The organism is Streptomyces sp. NPDC043176 (assembly GCF_056436715.1).
Map to the genome: position 1 here is coordinate 433,996 of NZ_JBWKCA010000005.1, position 15,267 is coordinate 449,262.

The 15,267-nt window shown below is 72.5% G+C and carries 13 protein-coding genes; 4 read left to right on the top strand and 9 right to left on the bottom strand.

What is annotated here, in order from left to right; all coding sequences use genetic code 11:
• Position 1: 1 nt before the first annotated feature.
• Positions 2-1,105, bottom strand: a complete 1,104-nt coding sequence (locus AC067A_RS11320; protein WP_478617744.1) for a tetratricopeptide repeat protein — start codon at positions 1,103-1,105, stop codon at positions 2-4.
• Positions 1,102-2,475, bottom strand: a complete 1,374-nt coding sequence (locus AC067A_RS11325; RefSeq protein ID WP_478617747.1) for an ATP-binding protein — start codon at positions 2,473-2,475, stop codon at positions 1,102-1,104. Before AC067A_RS11325 ends, AC067A_RS11320 begins: the two co-directional genes overlap by 4 nt.
• Before the next feature lie 76 nt (positions 2,476-2,551).
• Between AC067A_RS11325 and AC067A_RS11330 the strand changes: the two genes are divergently transcribed.
• A complete protein-coding gene (locus AC067A_RS11330; protein WP_478617749.1) occupies positions 2,552-2,938 on the top strand; it encodes a hypothetical protein in 387 nt (128 codons plus the stop codon).
• Positions 2,939-2,990: 52 nt separating this feature from the next.
• Here AC067A_RS11330 and AC067A_RS11335 read toward each other — a convergent pair whose 3' ends face one another.
• From AC067A_RS11335 to hrcA, 4 genes are all read right to left on the bottom strand, one after another.
• Positions 2,991-3,734: a 16S rRNA (uracil(1498)-N(3))-methyltransferase gene (locus tag AC067A_RS11335; protein WP_478617752.1), complete on the bottom strand. Its 744-nt coding sequence runs from the start codon at positions 3,732-3,734 to the stop codon at positions 2,991-2,993.
• Entirely contained in the window at positions 3,731-4,813 is a 1,083-nt protein-coding gene (locus tag AC067A_RS11340) for a nitronate monooxygenase (protein ID WP_478617755.1), read from the bottom strand. Before AC067A_RS11340 ends, AC067A_RS11335 begins: the two co-directional genes overlap by 4 nt.
• Positions 4,814-4,970: 157 nt before the next feature.
• The gene (gene dnaJ, locus AC067A_RS11345; RefSeq protein WP_478617758.1) at positions 4,971-6,110 is read right to left on the bottom strand and encodes a molecular chaperone DnaJ; all 1,140 of its coding nucleotides are present in this window, start codon (positions 6,108-6,110) and stop codon (positions 4,971-4,973) included.
• On the bottom strand, positions 6,111-7,130 hold the full coding sequence (gene hrcA, locus AC067A_RS11350; protein ID WP_478617761.1) for a heat-inducible transcriptional repressor HrcA: 1,020 nt from the start codon (positions 7,128-7,130) through the stop codon (positions 6,111-6,113).
• A 145-nt stretch (positions 7,131-7,275) separates the two neighbouring features.
• Between hrcA and AC067A_RS11355 the strand changes: the two genes are divergently transcribed.
• Both AC067A_RS11355 and AC067A_RS11360 read left to right on the top strand, forming a co-directional pair.
• Positions 7,276-8,004: an MBL fold metallo-hydrolase gene (locus tag AC067A_RS11355; RefSeq protein ID WP_478617764.1), complete on the top strand. Its 729-nt coding sequence runs from the start codon at positions 7,276-7,278 to the stop codon at positions 8,002-8,004.
• A gap of 119 nt (positions 8,005-8,123) precedes the next feature.
• Positions 8,124-8,930, top strand: a complete 807-nt coding sequence (locus tag AC067A_RS11360; RefSeq protein ID WP_478617767.1) for a DUF3097 domain-containing protein — start codon at positions 8,124-8,126, stop codon at positions 8,928-8,930.
• Positions 8,931-9,107: 177 nt separating this feature from the next.
• Here AC067A_RS11360 and hemW read toward each other — a convergent pair whose 3' ends face one another.
• The 3 genes from hemW to lepA all read right to left on the bottom strand — a co-directional run bounded on the left by hemW (position 9,108) and on the right by lepA (position 14,328).
• Entirely contained in the window at positions 9,108-10,349 is a 1,242-nt protein-coding gene (hemW, locus tag AC067A_RS11365) for a radical SAM family heme chaperone HemW (protein ID WP_478617770.1), read from the bottom strand.
• A gap of 39 nt (positions 10,350-10,388) precedes the next feature.
• Positions 10,389-12,266, bottom strand: coding sequence for an AMP-dependent synthetase/ligase (locus AC067A_RS11370; protein WP_478617773.1), 1,878 nt, complete (start codon positions 12,264-12,266; stop codon positions 10,389-10,391).
• Positions 12,267-12,462: 196 nt separating this feature from the next.
• Positions 12,463-14,328, bottom strand: coding sequence for a translation elongation factor 4 (lepA, locus tag AC067A_RS11375; protein WP_478617775.1), 1,866 nt, complete (start codon positions 14,326-14,328; stop codon positions 12,463-12,465).
• 185 nt (positions 14,329-14,513) lie between these two features.
• On the opposite strand from lepA, the gene rpsT reads away from it, so the two are divergent.
• A complete protein-coding gene (gene rpsT, locus AC067A_RS11380) occupies positions 14,514-14,780 on the top strand; it encodes a 30S ribosomal protein S20 (protein ID WP_367824803.1) in 267 nt (88 codons plus the stop codon).
• The last annotated feature ends 487 nt before the right edge of the window (positions 14,781-15,267 follow it).

Here is a 15,267-nt window from a genome sequence, read left to right on the forward strand (position 1 = left end):
GTCAGTCCTTGGGCGCGCGCCGGTTCAGGGCCGAGCGGCTCACCCAGTACGTGATGACGACGGCCCAGAACAGCGGCGTGCCCAGCCCGCCGATCACCCCCGCGTCGAACGCCCACAGGGTCATCGACACCGCCGAGTACAGGCCGAGCAGCCCGGCGGCGGCGGCCATCGCGATCACCGGCCGGCACGCGCGCGCGACCAGCAGGATCGGACGGCGCAGCCGGGGCGGCACCCGCCGGGCCATCCACAGCGCCCAGCCGCCCCAGGCGCCGACGAGCACGCCCACGCCGATCGCGAAGGGCACGAACGCGGCGGCCCCGGTGGCCCCCTCGCGCAGCGGAGCGGCACCGAACACCGAGGCGAGGAAGCCGAGCAGCGCCACCCAGCGGGCCCCGGCGACCGTGCTCCACGCCATGGCCTCCAGGTTGTAGCGGGCCTTGCGGTCCTGGAGGTCGAGCGCGGCGGACGCCACGAAGCCCTCGGCGGCCTGCGTCCACGCGCCCCGCCGGAACCAGCGGCGCCGCAGCCGCAGCAGCGACAGGTTGTTGTGGGCCTCGCTGCTCTGCGGGTTGAGCCGCAGCGTCGTCTCGTACGCCCGCTGCGCTGTGACCCGGTCGCCCCGGCGCTGGGCGGTCAGGCCCACCAGGAAGTGGGCCGCGTCCTCCTCGGGCGCGAGGGCCACGGCGGTCCTGGCCGCCTCGTACGCCTCGACGGTGCGCCCGGGGGTACGCGCGCGCTCGCCGTGCTCCGCGAGGACCGTGCCGAGCGCGTAGTGGGTGCCCCAGTACTGCGGGGCGAGTTCGACCGAGTGCCGCGCGGAGGCCTCGGCCTCCGGGAACCGCTTGGCGGCGAGCAGGATGTGCACGCGCATCAGCCAGCCCCCGAGCAGGTCCGGCTGCGCCCGCAGCGCCTGGTCCACCGCGGCCAGGGCGGCGGGCCCCTCACCGCTGCGGTGGTGGCAGCGGGCGAGCAGCACGAGCGCCTCGGCGTCCTCGGGTTCGCTCGCCAGGTGCTGGGCGACCAGGGCCCCGGCCTGCGCGTACCGCCCGGTGTCGTACAACGCCTCGGCGCGCAGGAGCGCGGTCGGGCCGCCCGGGGCGGTCACAGCTTGCGCTTCCGCTTGAGGTGGGCCAGGAGGTCGTCGTACAGGCCGCCCTCGTTGGCGAACATGGCGACGTTGCGGGCCGCGGCGAACCACGGCTCCGTGGACGGCTTGATCTGCTTGGCCGCGCCGAGCAGGTCCTTGGTGGTGATCAGCCGTACGGAGCCGGTGCGGGCGGAGTCCAGGAGCGCGGCCTCGGCGGCGGACTCGCACACGTGGGCGAGGTCGGCGCCGGAGAAGTCCTCGGTGGCCTTGACGAGCTTGCCGAGGTCGACGGCCTCGATCGGCCGCTCGCGCAGGTGGTAGCGGAGGATCGCCTCCCGGGCCCTGGCGTCCGGCGGCAGCACCAGCAGGGTGCGGTCGAGGCGGCCGGGTCGGCGCAGGGCGATGTCGACGTCCCAGGGCACGTTGGTGGCCGCGAGCACGAAGACGCCCTCGTTGCCCGCGCCGCTCGCGATGCCGTCGAGCTCGGTGAGCAGCTGGTTGACGACGTTGCGCAGACCGCTGTGGTGCGTGCGCGAGCGCTTGGCGCCGAGTGCGTCCAGCTCGTCGAGGAAGACGACGCACGGTGCCTGGCGGCGGGCGGTCTCGAAGATGTCGTGGATGTTCTTCTCCGAGGCCCCGATCCACATGTCCAGGACGTCGGAGAGCGACACGGTGAGGAAGTTCGCGCCCAGTTCGCCCGCGACGGCCCGCGCGATGAACGTCTTGCCGCAGCCGGGCGGCCCGTAGAGCAGCAGCCCGCCGCGCAGCGACTTGCCGTACAGCCTGCGCAGTTCGGGGTTGCGCATCGGCGCGAGGAACGCGGCCTCCAGGCGGTCCTTGACCTCCTCCATGCCCCCGACGTCGGCCAGCCGCACCGCCCCGGGCGCGTCCACGTCCCACGCCGCGGCGTCCCCCGCGGTCCCCTCGCCGCCGTCCGCCTGCGGGGCCTCCAGGAACCGGGGCCCCACCACGTCCTGCACCTGCTGCTCGGCCGCGGCCCAGTCGAAGTCGGGTACGTGCCCGGCGGGCTCCTCGGCAGCCGGAGCGGACACGGAGGGCTCGTCGTGAGCGGAAGGCTGCTCGGGAGCGGGAGCGGGAGCCTGAGCGGGCCCCGGCACGGGGTCGGACGCGGAGGTCTGCGCGGGCCCGGCCGCCGGGCCGGGCGCGGGACCGGAAGCCGGCGGCAGGCCCATCGCCCGCACCATGAGCGCCCGCGCGTCCGCGTCCCCGGGCACGTGCTGGAGCGCGACCGCCGCCTCGGCGACGGCCTCGTCGTTCCGCCCCTCGGAGAGGAGGAGTTCGGCGAAGTGGAGACGCAGGGGTACGTCACCCGGTGCGGCGGCCACGGCGGCGCGCAGACTGCGGATCAGAGGGGACTCGTCGGCCATGCGGTCAGCCTAAGGAGCGCCGGGGGGCCGCTGTCCACCGGGTGCGGCGGAAGGCGTGCCGCGTAGGGTGCGCGGCATGAGACGCGAAAGCGCGCCGCGCAGACTGACCGTGGACGGCACCGTGTGGCTCTGGAACGTCCGCCACCGGCACCCCGACTGCCGGACGGTGCTCTCCCTGCGCCGCGCGGAGCACCCGCACGCGCAGCTCCGGCTCGTCTTCCGCGACGGCCCCGGCCGCATCGTGGCCGGATACCCCTTCGGCCAGGGCGACGTGGCCTCCACCGGCGGCGCCGTCCTGAACCTCAACAAGCCGGGCGTCGTACGCCGCTTCCTCGAGGAGGCCGCGACCCGCGGCCTCCTCCCGACCGTCCACGGCGTCCACGAGGAGGACGCCTGGCCCCTCTACGACACCGTGGCGGCGGGCAGGGACACGGGCGCGGGGGCCCCGCCGGACAGGCCCTAGGTTTCCTCGTCGATCAGGCCCCGCGAGCCCGGCGTGATCGGCAAGGCGCCGTCTAGCTCCAGCGGCCCGTGCGGCCCAGGACGAGGGCCGTCGCCGCGGTGCCCGCGGTGGAGGTGCGCAGGACGCTGCGGCCGAGGCGGTACGGCTTCGCGCCGGCCGCCTCGAAGGCCGCCAGCTCGTCCGGTGAGACCCCGCCCTCGGGGCCGACGACCAGGACGATCGAGCCCTTCTCCGGGAGTTCGGCGGTGGCGAGCGCGCCGCTGGGGTGGTCGCGGTCCTCGTGCAGGACGGCCGCGAAGTCGGCCCCGGCGAGGAGCGCGGCGACCTGCTTCGTACTCATCAGGTCGGCGACCTCGGGGAAGCGGGTGCGGCGCGACTGCTTGCCGGCCTCGCGCGCGGTGGACCGCCACTTGGCGAGCGCCTTGAGGCCCCGGTCGCCCTTCCACTGGGTGATGCAGCGGGCCGCGGCCCACGGGACGATCGCGTCCACGCCGGTCTCCGTCATGGTCTCGACGGCGAGCTCGCCCCGGTCGCCCTTCGGGAGCGCCTGGACGACGGTGATGCGCGGCTCCTCCTGCGGGTCCTCGGACACGGACGAGAACTCCACGGTCAGCCGGTCCTTGCCCTCCGCCGCGACCACCACGCAGTCGGCCCAGCGGCCACGGCCGTCGGTCAGGACGACGGCCTCCCCCGGGTTCAGCCGCTTCACGGAGACGGCGTGCCGGCCCTCGGGCCCGTCCAGGACGAAGAGCCGGGTGTCGGGGATGGCGTCGACGACGAAGACGGGTGCGGTCATGAAGCGCTCCTGTGGGCGATCTCGGAGAGGGCGGTGTGGAGTTCGGCGGCCAGCACCTCCACCAGCTCCCCGGCGGGCAGCGCGCGGGCGAGGCGGTGGCCCTGACCGGCCCACAGGGCCATGCCCTGGGCGTCGCCCGCGGCCGCGGCGGCCTTGCGGATCGGGGCGGTGAGGTGGTGGATCTCGGGGTAGGCGGCGGGGGCGTACGGCCCGTGCTCGCGCATGAAGCGGTTGACCAGGCCGCGCGCCGGCCGGCCGGAGAAGGCCCGGGTGAGGGCGGTCCGGGTGAACAGCGGGTCGGTCAGGGCCCGCTTGTGCAGCGGGTGGGCGCCCGATTCGGGGCAGCCGAGGAAGGCGGTGCCGAGCTGGGCGGCGTCGGCCCCGGCGGCCAGGACCGCGGCGATCTGCGCGCCGCGCATGATCCCGCCGGTGGCGACGATCGGCAGCCCGACGCGCTCGCGGACCTGGGTGACGAGGGCGAGCAGGCCGGTGCCCGGGGCTCCGTCGTCGGCGGGGTCGTCGCGGTGCGTCCCCTGGTGTCCGCCCGCCTCGACGCCCTGCACGCACACGGCGTCGGCGCCCGCCCGTTCGGCGGCGAGGGCCTCGGCGGCCGAGGTCACGGTCACGATCGTGAACGTACCCACCCGTGCGAAGGAGGCGAGGACCTCCGGTTCCGGGCAGCCGAAGGTGAAGGAGACGACGCGGACCGGGTCCTCCCGGAGGATCGCCAGCTTGGCGTCGTAGGCGTCGTCCCGGCTGTCGTCGGCCTCGCCCAGCGGTGTGTCGTACCAGGTGGCCTCGCCCGCGAGCTGGTGCCGGTAGACCTCCACCGCGGAGGGGTCGGCCGGCCGGCCGTCCTGCGGCATGAACAGGTTGACGCCGAAGGGCCGCGCGGTCAGCCCGCGCAGCTGCTTGATCTCCTGGTACAGGCCTCCGGCCGTCTTGTAGCCGCCCGCCAGGAAGCCGAGCGCCCCGGCCTCGCACACGGCCCCGACGAGCTCCGGACAGGAGGCACCACCCGCCATGGGGGCCTGCACGATCGGAAACCGAGAGAGATCGTTCAGTGCGGTGGTGGACATATGGGCATCGTGTCATGCCCCTGCTTCCCGGCCGAATCCGTACGTCACGTCATGGAACCAACGCCTCCGCAAACGGACGAAGGCGGCACCCGCGCCTCCGCGAGTACCGCCCTCGTCCCTACCGCCCGCCGCCGTCGAGGCGTACGGACCAGGCGTCCTAACGCCCGTTGAACGCGTCCTTCAAGCGCGAGAACAGCCCCTGCTGCCCCGGCTGGAACTGGCCCGTCGGGCGCTCCTCGCCGCGCAGCTTGGCGAGCTCGCGCAGGAGCCGCTCCTGCTCCGCGTCGAGCTTGCCGGGGGTCTGCACCTCGACGTGGACGATCAGGTCTCCCCGGCCGTTGCCACGCAGATGGGTGACGCCGCGGCCGTGCAGGGGGATCGACTGGCCGGACTGCGTGCCCGGGCGGATGTCGATCTCCTCGACGCCGTCGAGGGTCTGCAGCGGCACCTTGGTGCCGAGCGCGCCCGCGGTCATCGGGATGGTGACCGTGCAGTGCAGGTCGTCGCCGCGCCGCTGGAACGTGTCGTGCGGCGTCTCGTGGATCTCCACGTACAGGTCCCCGGCGGGGCCGCCGCCGGGGCCGACCTCGCCCTCGCCCGCGAGCTGGATGCGGGTGCCGTTGTCGACGCCGGCCGGGATCTTGACCGTGAGGGTGCGGCGGGACCGGACCCGGCCGTCGCCCGCGCACTCGGGGCACGGGGTCGGGACGACGGTGCCGAAGCCCTGGCACTGCGGGCAGGGGCGGGAGGTCATGACCTGGCCCAGGAAGGACCGGGTGACCTGGGAGACCTCACCGCGGCCGCGGCACATGTCGCAGGTCTGCGCGGAGGTGCCGGGTGCGGCGCCCTCGCCCGAGCAGGTCGTGCAGACGACGGCCGTGTCGACCTGGATGTCCTTGGTGGTGCCGAAGGCCGCCTCGTTGAGGTCGATCTCCAGGCGGATCATGGCGTCCTGGCCGCGGCGGGTCCGCGAGCGCGGGCCGCGCTGCGAGGCCGTGCCGAAGAAGGCGTCCATGATGTCGGAGAAGTTGCCGAAGCCGCCGGCTCCGAAGCCGCCGCCCGCGCCGCCGCCGCCGGAGGCCGAGAGCGGGTCGCCGCCGAGGTCGTAGACCTGCTTCTTCTGCGGGTCCGAGAGGACCTCGTAGGCGGCGTTGATCTCCTTGAAGCGTTCCTGCGTCTTCGGATCGGGATTGACGTCCGGGTGCAGCTCGCGGGCGAGCCTCCGGAAGGCCTTCTTGATCTCGTCCTGGGAGGCGTCGCGGCGCACGCCGAGTACGGCGTAGTAGTCCGTGGCCACTTACGACTCCGCCAGGATCTGTCCGACGTAACGTGCCACTGCGCGTACCGCTCCCATCGTTCCGGGGTAGTCCATGCGGGTCGGTCCGACCACGCCGAGTTTGGCGACTGCCTCGCCGCCCGAACCGTAGCCGACCGAGACGACGGACGTGGAGCTCAGCCCCTCGTGGGCGTTCTCGTGCCCGATGCGTACGGTCATGCCCGATTCCTTGGCCTCGCCGAGCAGCTTGAGGAGCACGACCTGCTCCTCGAGGGCTTCCAGGACGGGCCTGATCATCAGGGGGAAGTCGTGTCCGAAGCGGGTGAGATTGGCGGTGCCGCCGATCATCAGCCGCTCCTCGTGCTCCTCCACGAGGGTTTCGAGGAGGGTCGCGAGCACGGTGGAGACCGTGGCGCGGTCCTCGGGCTCCTCGAAGGACTCGGGGAGGTCCTGCACCAGCTGCGGCACGTCGGCGAACCGGCGGCCGACGACCCTGCTGTTGAGCCGGGCCCGCAGATCGGCGAGCGAGACCTCGCCGAAGGGCGCGGGACAGTCGATGACCCGCTGCTCGACCCGGCCGGTGTCCGTGATGAGGACGAGCATCAGGCGCGCGGGGGCCAGCGAGAGCAGCTCCACGTGCCGGACGGTCGAACGGGTCAGCGAGGGGTACTGGACGACGGCGACCTGGCGGGTCAGCTGCGCGAGCAGCCGGACCGTGCGGCCGACGACGTCGTCCAGGTCGACGGCGCCGTCGAGGAAGTTGTGGATGGCGCGCCGCTCGGGGGTCGACAGCGGCTTGACGCCGGCCAGCCGGTCGACGAAGAGCCGGTAGCCCTTGTCGGTCGGGATGCGGCCCGCACTGGTGTGGGGCTGGGCGATGTAGCCCTCTTCCTCCAGGACCGCCATGTCGTTGCGCACGGTGGCGGGCGAGACGCCGAGCTTGTGCCGCTCGGTGAGCGCCTTGGAGCCGACGGGCTCCTCCGTCCCGACGTAGTCCTGGACGATGGCGCGCAGCACCTCGAGTCTGCGTTCGCTGAGCATCGTGCGCACCTCCAGCTGTCGTCGTTTCCGGTTGCTCCGCTTTTGGCACTCACCCGGTCCGAGTGCCAGCGATCCCCGGTCAGTGTACGGCGGCGGGCGTCGCTCCTGGCAAGGAGGCGGCGCACCCAGCGGCTAGCGTCGCCTCATGGACACGGATTGGGAAGCATGCGGATGGGAGCGGCTCGCGGACGGGGTCGGCCGGCGGCGGCTGCCCGGCTGGGACGCCACGGTCGGACTGGTCCTGGGCACACGGGCGGTGCTGCTGTACGACACGGGGTCCTCGCTCGCGGAGGGCGCCGGGCTGCGCGCGCAGGTGACGGCGCTCACCGGGGGCCGGAGAGTGACGCATATCGCACTCAGTCACCCCCACTTCGACCACGTCCTCGGCACGGCGGCGTTCGCCGGGGCGGAGGTCTTCGGGGCGGTCGGCTCGGACGACCTCATGGGCTCCTCCCGGGGCCGCGAGGAGCTCGGCGAGGACGCCGTACGGCAGGGGGTCGACCCGCGGGTGGCGGCGGAGGCGGTGGACGTCCTGGTCGCCCCGCGGCACGTCGTCTCGGGCGAGTGGACGCTCGACCTGGGCGGCCGCCAGGTCCTCCTGGCGAACGTGGGGCCCGGCCACACGGGCCACGACCTGGCGCTGTGCGTTCCCGGCAGCCGCGAGGTCGTGTTCTGCGGCGACCTGGTCGAGGAGTCCGGCGAGCCGCAGGCCGGCCCCGACGCGATCCCCTCCCGCTGGCCGGACGCCCTGGACCGGCTGCTCGCCCTGGGCGGCGAGGACGCGGTGTACGTCCCCGGCCACGGCGCCGTCGTCGACGCCACGTTCGTGCGACGCCAACGCGAGGAACTGGCCAGGCGCTTCGCGGTCGCATAACGTCGCCCGAATGCGCTGCCCGGTGCCGGATCCGACGCCGCCCCGGCCGCGCCCGCCCGGGGGACGGCCCCGGGCCCCCGGCGGGACCCCCGCCCCAGCGCCCGGACGGATCGGAGCCCATGCGTAGCTACAACCCGGACCTGACGCCCTCCTGGAAGCGGCCCAGGCCCGTCCCGGAGGTCCCCGCGGACGCCGACCTCGTCGTCGAGGAGGTCGGCACGGGATTCTGCGGGGCGGTGATCCGCTGCGAGGCGGGGACGGTGACCCTGGAGGACCGCTTCGGCAAGCACCGGGTCTTCCCGCTGGAACCGCGCGGCTTCCTCCTGGAGGGGAAGGTCGTCACCCTGGTCCGCCCGGTGCCGGGCGGACCGGTACGCCCGGCCCGTACGGCCTCCGGCTCGGTCGCGGTCCCCGGCGCACGCGCGCGCGTGGCACGCGCGGGCCGCATCTACGTCGAGGGACGCCACGACGCGGAGCTCGTCGAACGCGTCTGGGGCGACGACCTGCGCATCGAGGGCGTCGTCGTGGAGTACCTGGAGGGCGTCGACGACCTGCCGTCCGTCGTCGCGGACTTCGGTCCGGGACCCGACGCGCGCCTCGGCGTCCTCGTCGACCACCTGGTCCCCGGCTCCAAGGAGTCGCGGATCGCCGCCCGGGTGACCTCTCCGGACGTCCTCGTCGTCGGCCACCCCTACATCGACATCTGGCAGGCGGTGAAGCCCGCCTCGCTCGGCATCCCCGCCTGGCCCGCCGTGCCCCACGGCCAGGACTGGAAGACCGGCACCTGCCGCGCCCTCGGCTGGCCCGCCGACAACACCGGCGCCGTCTGGCAGGCCATCCTCGAGCGCGTCCGCTCCTACAAGGACCTGGAACCCGAACTGCTGGGCCGCGTCGAGGAACTGATCGACTTCGTGACGGCCCCGTAGGGCCGGTCCGGAAGACCGCGAGCCGGACGGGACCTTCCGGACAGGCTCCAGGACCGGGCAGGCTCCGCGGCCGGGCAGGCCCCAGGACCGGGCAGGCCCCAGGACCGGGCAGGCTCCAGGACCGGGCAGGCTCCAGGACCGGGCAGGCTCCGCGGCCGGGCAGGCTCCGGGGGTGTCTCAGTCCACCAGGTCCCGCACCACCGCGTCGGCGAGCAGCCGGCCGCGCAGGGTGAGGACCGCGCGCCCCGCGCCGTACGGCCCGGGGGCGAGGAGGCCGTCGGCGAGGGCCCTGGCGGCCGCCGCGAGCCCGGCGGGCTTGAGGAGGGACAGCTCGACGCCCTCCTCCAGCCGGAGCTCCAGGAGGATCCGCTCGACCCGGCGGTCCTCGTCGGAGAGGAGCTCGCGGCCGGCGCCCGGGGACTTGCCGGCGGCGAGGGCGGCGGCGTACGCCCCGGGGTGCTTGACGTTCCACCAGCGGACGCCGCCGACGTGGGAGTGGGCGCCGGGGCCGGCGCCCCACCAGTCGGCGCCGCGCCAGTACAGCTCGTTGTGGAGGCAGCGCCCGGCCTCGGAGGTGGCCCAGTTGGACACCTCGTACCAGGAGAATCCGGCCGCCTCGAAGGCCGCGTCGGCGATCAGGTAGCGGTCGGCGTGCACGTCGTCGTCGGTCATGGGCACCTCGCCGCGGCGGATGCGGCGCGCGAGCTGCGTGCCCTCCTCGACGATGAGGGCGTAGGCGCTGACGTGGTCGGGCCCGGCGCCGATGGCCGCGTCGAGGGAGGCGCGCCAGTCGTCGTCGGTCTCGCCGGGCGTGCCGTAGATGAGGTCGAGGTTGACGTGGTCGAAGCCGGCGGCCCGCGCCTCGCCGACGCACGCCTCGGGGCGGCCCGGGGTGTGCGTGCGGTCGAGGATCTTGAGGACGTGCTGTTTGGCGCTCTGCATGCCGAAGGAGATCCGGTTGAAGCCGCCCTCACGGAGCTCGGCGAGGTAGGCCGGGTTCACGGACTCCGGATTGGCCTCCGTCGTCACCTCGGCGTCGTCCGCGAGCCCGAACTCGTCGCGGATCGCCCCCAGCATCCGTACGAGGTCCCCGGCGGCGAGCAGCGTCGGCGTGCCGCCGCCGACGAAGACGGTCCGCACCGGCCTGGGGTCGTCACCGAGGACCTTCCGGGCGAGCCGGACCTCCTCGACGACCTGCTCGGCGTAGTTGTCCCGGGAGGCGAGCACACCGCCCGTACCGCGCAGCTCGCTCGCCGTGTACGTGTTGAAGTCGCAGTAGCCGCACCGCGTGGCGCAGTACGGCACGTGCAGGTAGAACCCGAGCGGCCGCTCCCCGGCCCCTTCGAGGGCGTGCGGGGGCAGCGCCCCGTCGTCGGGCACGGGCTCACCATCGGGCAGTACGGAAGGCATGGACCCCATTGTCCCGTACTGCCCGGGGTGGCCGTCGTGCGACGGGGATCAGGACTCGCGGGAGCCCGCGTACATCTCCTCGATGAGGTCCTTGTACTCGCGCTCGACGACCGGCCGCTTCAGCTTCAGCGACGGGGTGAGCTCGCCGTGCTCGATGTCGAGGTCGCGGGGCAGCAGCCGGAACTTCTTGATCGTCTGCCAGCGCTGGAGACCCTCGTTGAGGCGGTCGACGTAGCCCTGGATCAGCTTCTGGGTGCGCGCGTCGGCGACGACCTCGGCGTACGTCCTGCCCGCGAGGTCGTGCTCGGCGGCCCAGCCGAGGATGGCGGGCTCGTCGAGGGCGATCAGGGCGGTGCAGAAGTTCCGGTCGGCGCCGTGGACCAGGATGTTCGAGACGAACGGGCAGACGGCCTTGAACTGGCCCTCGACCTCGGCCGGCGCGATGTACTTGCCGCCGGACGTCTTGATCAGGTCCTTCTTGCGGTCGGTGATCCGGAGGTAGCCGTCGGCGGACAGCTCGCCGATGTCGCCGGTGTGGAACCAGCCGTCCGACTCCAGGACCTCGGCGGTCTTCTCGGGCAGGCCGTGGTAGCCCTCCATGATGCCGGGGCCGCGCAGCAGGATCTCGCCGTCGTCGGCGATGCGGACCTCGGTGCCGGGGAGCGGCTTGCCGACGGTGCCGGTGCGGTAGGCCTCGCCGGGGTTGACGAAGGAGGCGGCGGAGGACTCGGTGAGGCCGTACCCCTCCAGGACGTGGATGCCGGCGCCGGCGAAGAAGTAGCCGATCTCGGGAGCGAGCGCGGCGGAGCCGGAGACGCAGGCGCGCAGGTTGCCGCCGAAGGCCTCGCGGATCTTGCCGTAGACGAGCGCGTCGGCGACCTTGTGCTTCGCCGAGAGGCCGAACGGCGCGGAGGCGGTGCCGGTGCGGCGGAAGTTGTCCTGGGTGGTCTTGGCGTAGTCGCGGGCGACACCGGCCGCCCACTGGAAGATCTTGTACTTGGCGCCGCCGGCGGCGCGGGCCTTGGCGGCGACCCCGTTGTAGACCTTCTCGAAGATGCGGGGCACCGCGGCCATGTAGGTCGGCTGGACCACCGGCAGGTTCTCGATGATCTTGTCGACGCGGCCGTCGACGGCGGTGACGTGCCCGACCTCGATCTGGCCCGAGGTGAGCACCTTGCCGAAGACGTGGGCGAGCGGCAGCCACAGGTACTGCACGTCGTCCTGGGTGACGAGGCCGGTCGCGGCGATGGCCTTGGCCATGTACGACCAGTTGTCGTGCGGGAGGCGGACGCCCTTGGGGCGGCCGGTGGTGCCCGAGGTGTAGATGAGGGTGGCGAGCTGGGTGGAGGTGATCGCGGCGACCCGCTCCTTGACGGCCTCCGGATGCTTCTCCAGGTAGGCCTTGCCACGCGCCTCCAGCTCGGCGAGGGAGAGGACGAACTCTCCGTCGCTCTCCACGCCGGTGGCGTCGACGACGACCACGTGGTGGAGGTCCGGCAGGTCACCGCGGCGCTCGACCGCCTTGGCGAGCTGCGCGGCGTCCTCGGCGATGAGGACCCGCGACTCCGAGTCCGACAGGATGAACGCCGACTCCTCGGCGTTGGTCTGCGGGTAGACCGTCGTGGTCGCGGCGCCGGCGCACATCACACCGAGGTCGGCGAGGATCCACTCGACCCGGGTGGAGGAGGCGAGGGCGACCCGCTCCTCGGCCCGTACGCCGAGGTCGACGAGACCGGCGGCGATCGCGTAGACCCGCTCGGCGGCCTGTCCCCAGCTGAGCGACTTCCACTCGTCCGGGCCGGCGCCGGAGGCGGCCGGAACCGGATAGCGGTAGGCCTCCGCATCCGGGGTCCGCTCGACGCGCGTAAGGAAGAGGGACGCCACGGAGGGCGGCCGGTTCTCGATCTGGGTCTGTGTGTCGCTCACGACGTCCTCCGGGCGGCGGCGGTGCCTTCTGGTGGTTCGTAACTAACTGGCGAGTAACCTTCGAGCCGCGTTCAGAGTAGAGGCCCGAGGTCCGGCGCGTAAGGGCCTACCGGGCGTCGCTTCATAACGAACGGGCCCACGCGCACACGGCGCGTGGACCCGTCGTTTGCGCAGGACAGCCCTGCCCGGCGCCCTGCTACTTCTTCTTGCCGGAGGACTCGTCGCTCGACAGGACGGCGATGAAGGCCTCCTGCGGCACCTCCACCGAGCCGACCATCTTCATGCGCTTCTTGCCTTCCTTCTGCTTCTCCAGCAGCTTCCGCTTACGGGAGATGTCACCGCCGTAGCACTTGGCGAGGACGTCCTTGCGGATGGCGCGGATGGTCTCGCGGGCGATCACCCGGGAGCCGATCGCCGCCTGGATCGGCACCTCGAAGGCCTGCCGCGGGATGAGCTCGCGCAGCTTGGCGACGAGCCGCACGCCGTAGGCGTACGCGGCGTCCTTGTGGGTGACGGCGGAGAACGCGTCCACCTTGTCGCCGTGCAGCAGGATGTCGACCTTGACCAGGCTGGACGCCTGCTCGCCGGTGGGCTCGTAGTCCAGGGAGGCGTAACCGCGGGTCTTGGACTTCAGCTGGTCGAAGAAGTCGAAGACGATCTCGGCGAGGGGCAGGGTGTAGCGGATCTCCACCCGGTCCTCGGAGAGGTAGTCCATGCCGATCAGCGTGCCGCGACGGGTCTGGCAGAGCTCCATGATCGCGCCGATGAACTCGCTGGGGGCGAGGATCGTCGCGCGCACGACGGGCTCGAACACGTCGTTGATCTTGCCCTCGGGGAACTCGCTCGGGTTCGTGACCGTGTGCTCGCTGCCGTCCTCCATGACCACGCGGTAGACCACGTTGGGGGCGGTGGCGATCAGGTCGAGACCGAACTCGCGCTCCAGTCGCTCGCGGATCACGTCGAGGTGGAGCAGGCCGAGGAAGCCGACGCGGAAGCCGAAGCCGAGCGCGGCGGACGTCTCCGGCTCGTACACCAGCGCGGCGTCGTTGAGCTGCAGCTTGTCGAGCGCCTCGCGCAGGTCCGGGTACTCCGAGCCGTCCAGCGGGTACAGACCCGAGAACACCATCGGCTTGGGGTCCTTGTAACCGCCGAGCGCCTCGGTGGCGCCCTTGTTCAGGGAGGTGATCGTGTCACCGACCTTGGACTGGCGGACGTCCTTCACACCGGTGATGAGGTAGCCGACCTCGCCGACGCCGAGACCGTCGGACGACGTCATCTCCGGCGACGAGACACCGATCTCCAGCAGCTCGTGGGTGGCGCCGGTCGACATCATCTTGATGCGCTCGCGCTTGTTGAGCTGGCCGTCGACGACTCGGACGTACGTCACGACGCCCCGGTACGAGTCGTACACGGAGTCGAAGATCATCGCGCGGGCGGGGGCGTCGGCCACACCGACCGGAGCCGGAACGTCCCGGACCACCCGGTCGAGCAGCGCCTCGACGCCCATGCCGGTCTTCGCGGAGACCTTGAGGACGTCCTCCGGCTGGCAGCCGATGAGGTTCGCCAGCTCCTCGGAGAACTTCTCCGGCTGGGCCGCCGGCAGGTCGATCTTGTTCAGCACCGGGACGATGGTGAGGTCGTTCTCCATCGCCAGGTAGAGGTTCGCCAGCGTCTGCGCCTCGATGCCCTGCGCCGCGTCGACCAGCAGGACCGTGCCCTCACAGGCCGCGAGCGACCGAGAGACCTCGTAGGTGAAGTCGACGTGCCCGGGCGTGTCGATCATGTTCAGGATGTGCGTCCGGCCCTCACCCTGCCCGTCCGTGGGCGCCCAGGGCAGCCGGACCGCCTGGGACTTGATCGTGATGCCGCGCTCCCGCTCGATGTCCATGCGGTCGAGGTACTGGGCACGCATCTGCCGCTGGTCGACCACACCGGTCAGCTGGAGCATCCGGTCGGCGAGCGTGGACTTGCCGTGGTCGATGTGCGCGATGATGCAGAAGTTGCGGATCAGAGCCGGGTCGGTACGGCTCGGCTCGGGCACGTTGGTAGGAGTCGCGGGCACGCAGGGTCTCGTCTCGGGGCGATGTCGGATCGATACGTAGGCTCCATGGTCCCATGCCCGCCGCCCGGCGCCCGGTTTGGGCGGCCCCGAGGGTGACTGGTAACGTGGACAGCTGTGTCTCGTGTGCCCTCTCAGCCTGCGAGATCACATCCAGAAGGAACATCGAACCTGTAAAGGCTCTTTCAGTGGCGAACATCAAGTCCCAGATCAAGCGGAACAAGACCAACGAGAAGGCGCGCCTGCGCAACAAGGCCGTCAAGTCGTCGCTCAAGACCGCGATCCGCAAGGCCCGTGAGGCTGTCGCCGCCGGCGACCTCGAGAAGGCCACCATCGCCTCTCGCGCCGCCTCGCGTCAGCTCGACAAGGCTGTCTCGAAGGGTGTCATCCACAAGAACGCCGCCGCCAACAAGAAGTCGGCGCTGGCCACCAAGGTTGCCGCCCTCCAGGGCTGAGCTCTGATCTAGCCGGTCGTACGGGATCCAGCGGGCCCTCTCTCCCGCTCCCGACGGCCACACGGACTCGCACGCGGACGCGTTCGCCACGCGGGTGCGAGCCCACCCAGTACGCCGAAGGCCCCGCCGCCTCCTTCCCCAGGAGCCGCCGGGGCCTTCGCCGTGCCGGGGGCTTCGCCGTGCCGGGGGGTTCGCCGTGCCGGGGGGTTCGCCGTGCGGGGGGTTCGCCGTGCCGGGGGGTCGGTGGCCGTATCGGGGGCTTGGCGGCTGTAGCTGTATCGGGGGCTTGGCCGCAGCCGGGGCTTGGCCGCAGCCGGGCCTTCGTCGTATCGGGGCTTGGCCGTACCCGGGCCTCAGTCGACAGGACGCCCCCAGGTCCTGTCCGGACAGGACCTAGACGAGTAAGTCCGAAGTCTTCGGGCGCATGAAACGAGGGTCTCGTTGGTTCGTGTGTGACGACAAACCTCGAAACCCTCGCGACTGCACT

What these genes read in the sequence shown, in the direction of transcription:
- AC067A_RS11325 (WP_478617747.1), bottom strand. Translation starts at nt 2,475, where the DNA reads ATGGCCGACGAGTCCCCTCTGATCCGCAGTCTGCGCGCCGCCGTGGCC.
- AC067A_RS11330 (WP_478617749.1), top strand. Translation starts at nt 2,552, where the DNA reads ATGAGACGCGAAAGCGCGCCGCGCAGACTGACCGTGGACGGCACCGTG.
- AC067A_RS11335 (WP_478617752.1), bottom strand. Translation starts at nt 3,734, where the DNA reads ATGACCGCACCCGTCTTCGTCGTCGACGCCATCCCCGACACCCGGCTC.
- AC067A_RS11340 (WP_478617755.1), bottom strand. Translation starts at nt 4,813, where the DNA reads ATGTCCACCACCGCACTGAACGATCTCTCTCGGTTTCCGATCGTGCAG.
- hrcA (WP_478617761.1), bottom strand. Translation starts at nt 7,130, where the DNA reads ATGCTCAGCGAACGCAGACTCGAGGTGCTGCGCGCCATCGTCCAGGAC.
- AC067A_RS11355 (WP_478617764.1), top strand. Translation starts at nt 7,276, where the DNA reads ATGGACACGGATTGGGAAGCATGCGGATGGGAGCGGCTCGCGGACGGG.
- AC067A_RS11360 (WP_478617767.1), top strand. Translation starts at nt 8,124, where the DNA reads ATGCGTAGCTACAACCCGGACCTGACGCCCTCCTGGAAGCGGCCCAGG.
- hemW (WP_478617770.1), bottom strand. Translation starts at nt 10,349, where the DNA reads ATGGGGTCCATGCCTTCCGTACTGCCCGATGGTGAGCCCGTGCCCGAC.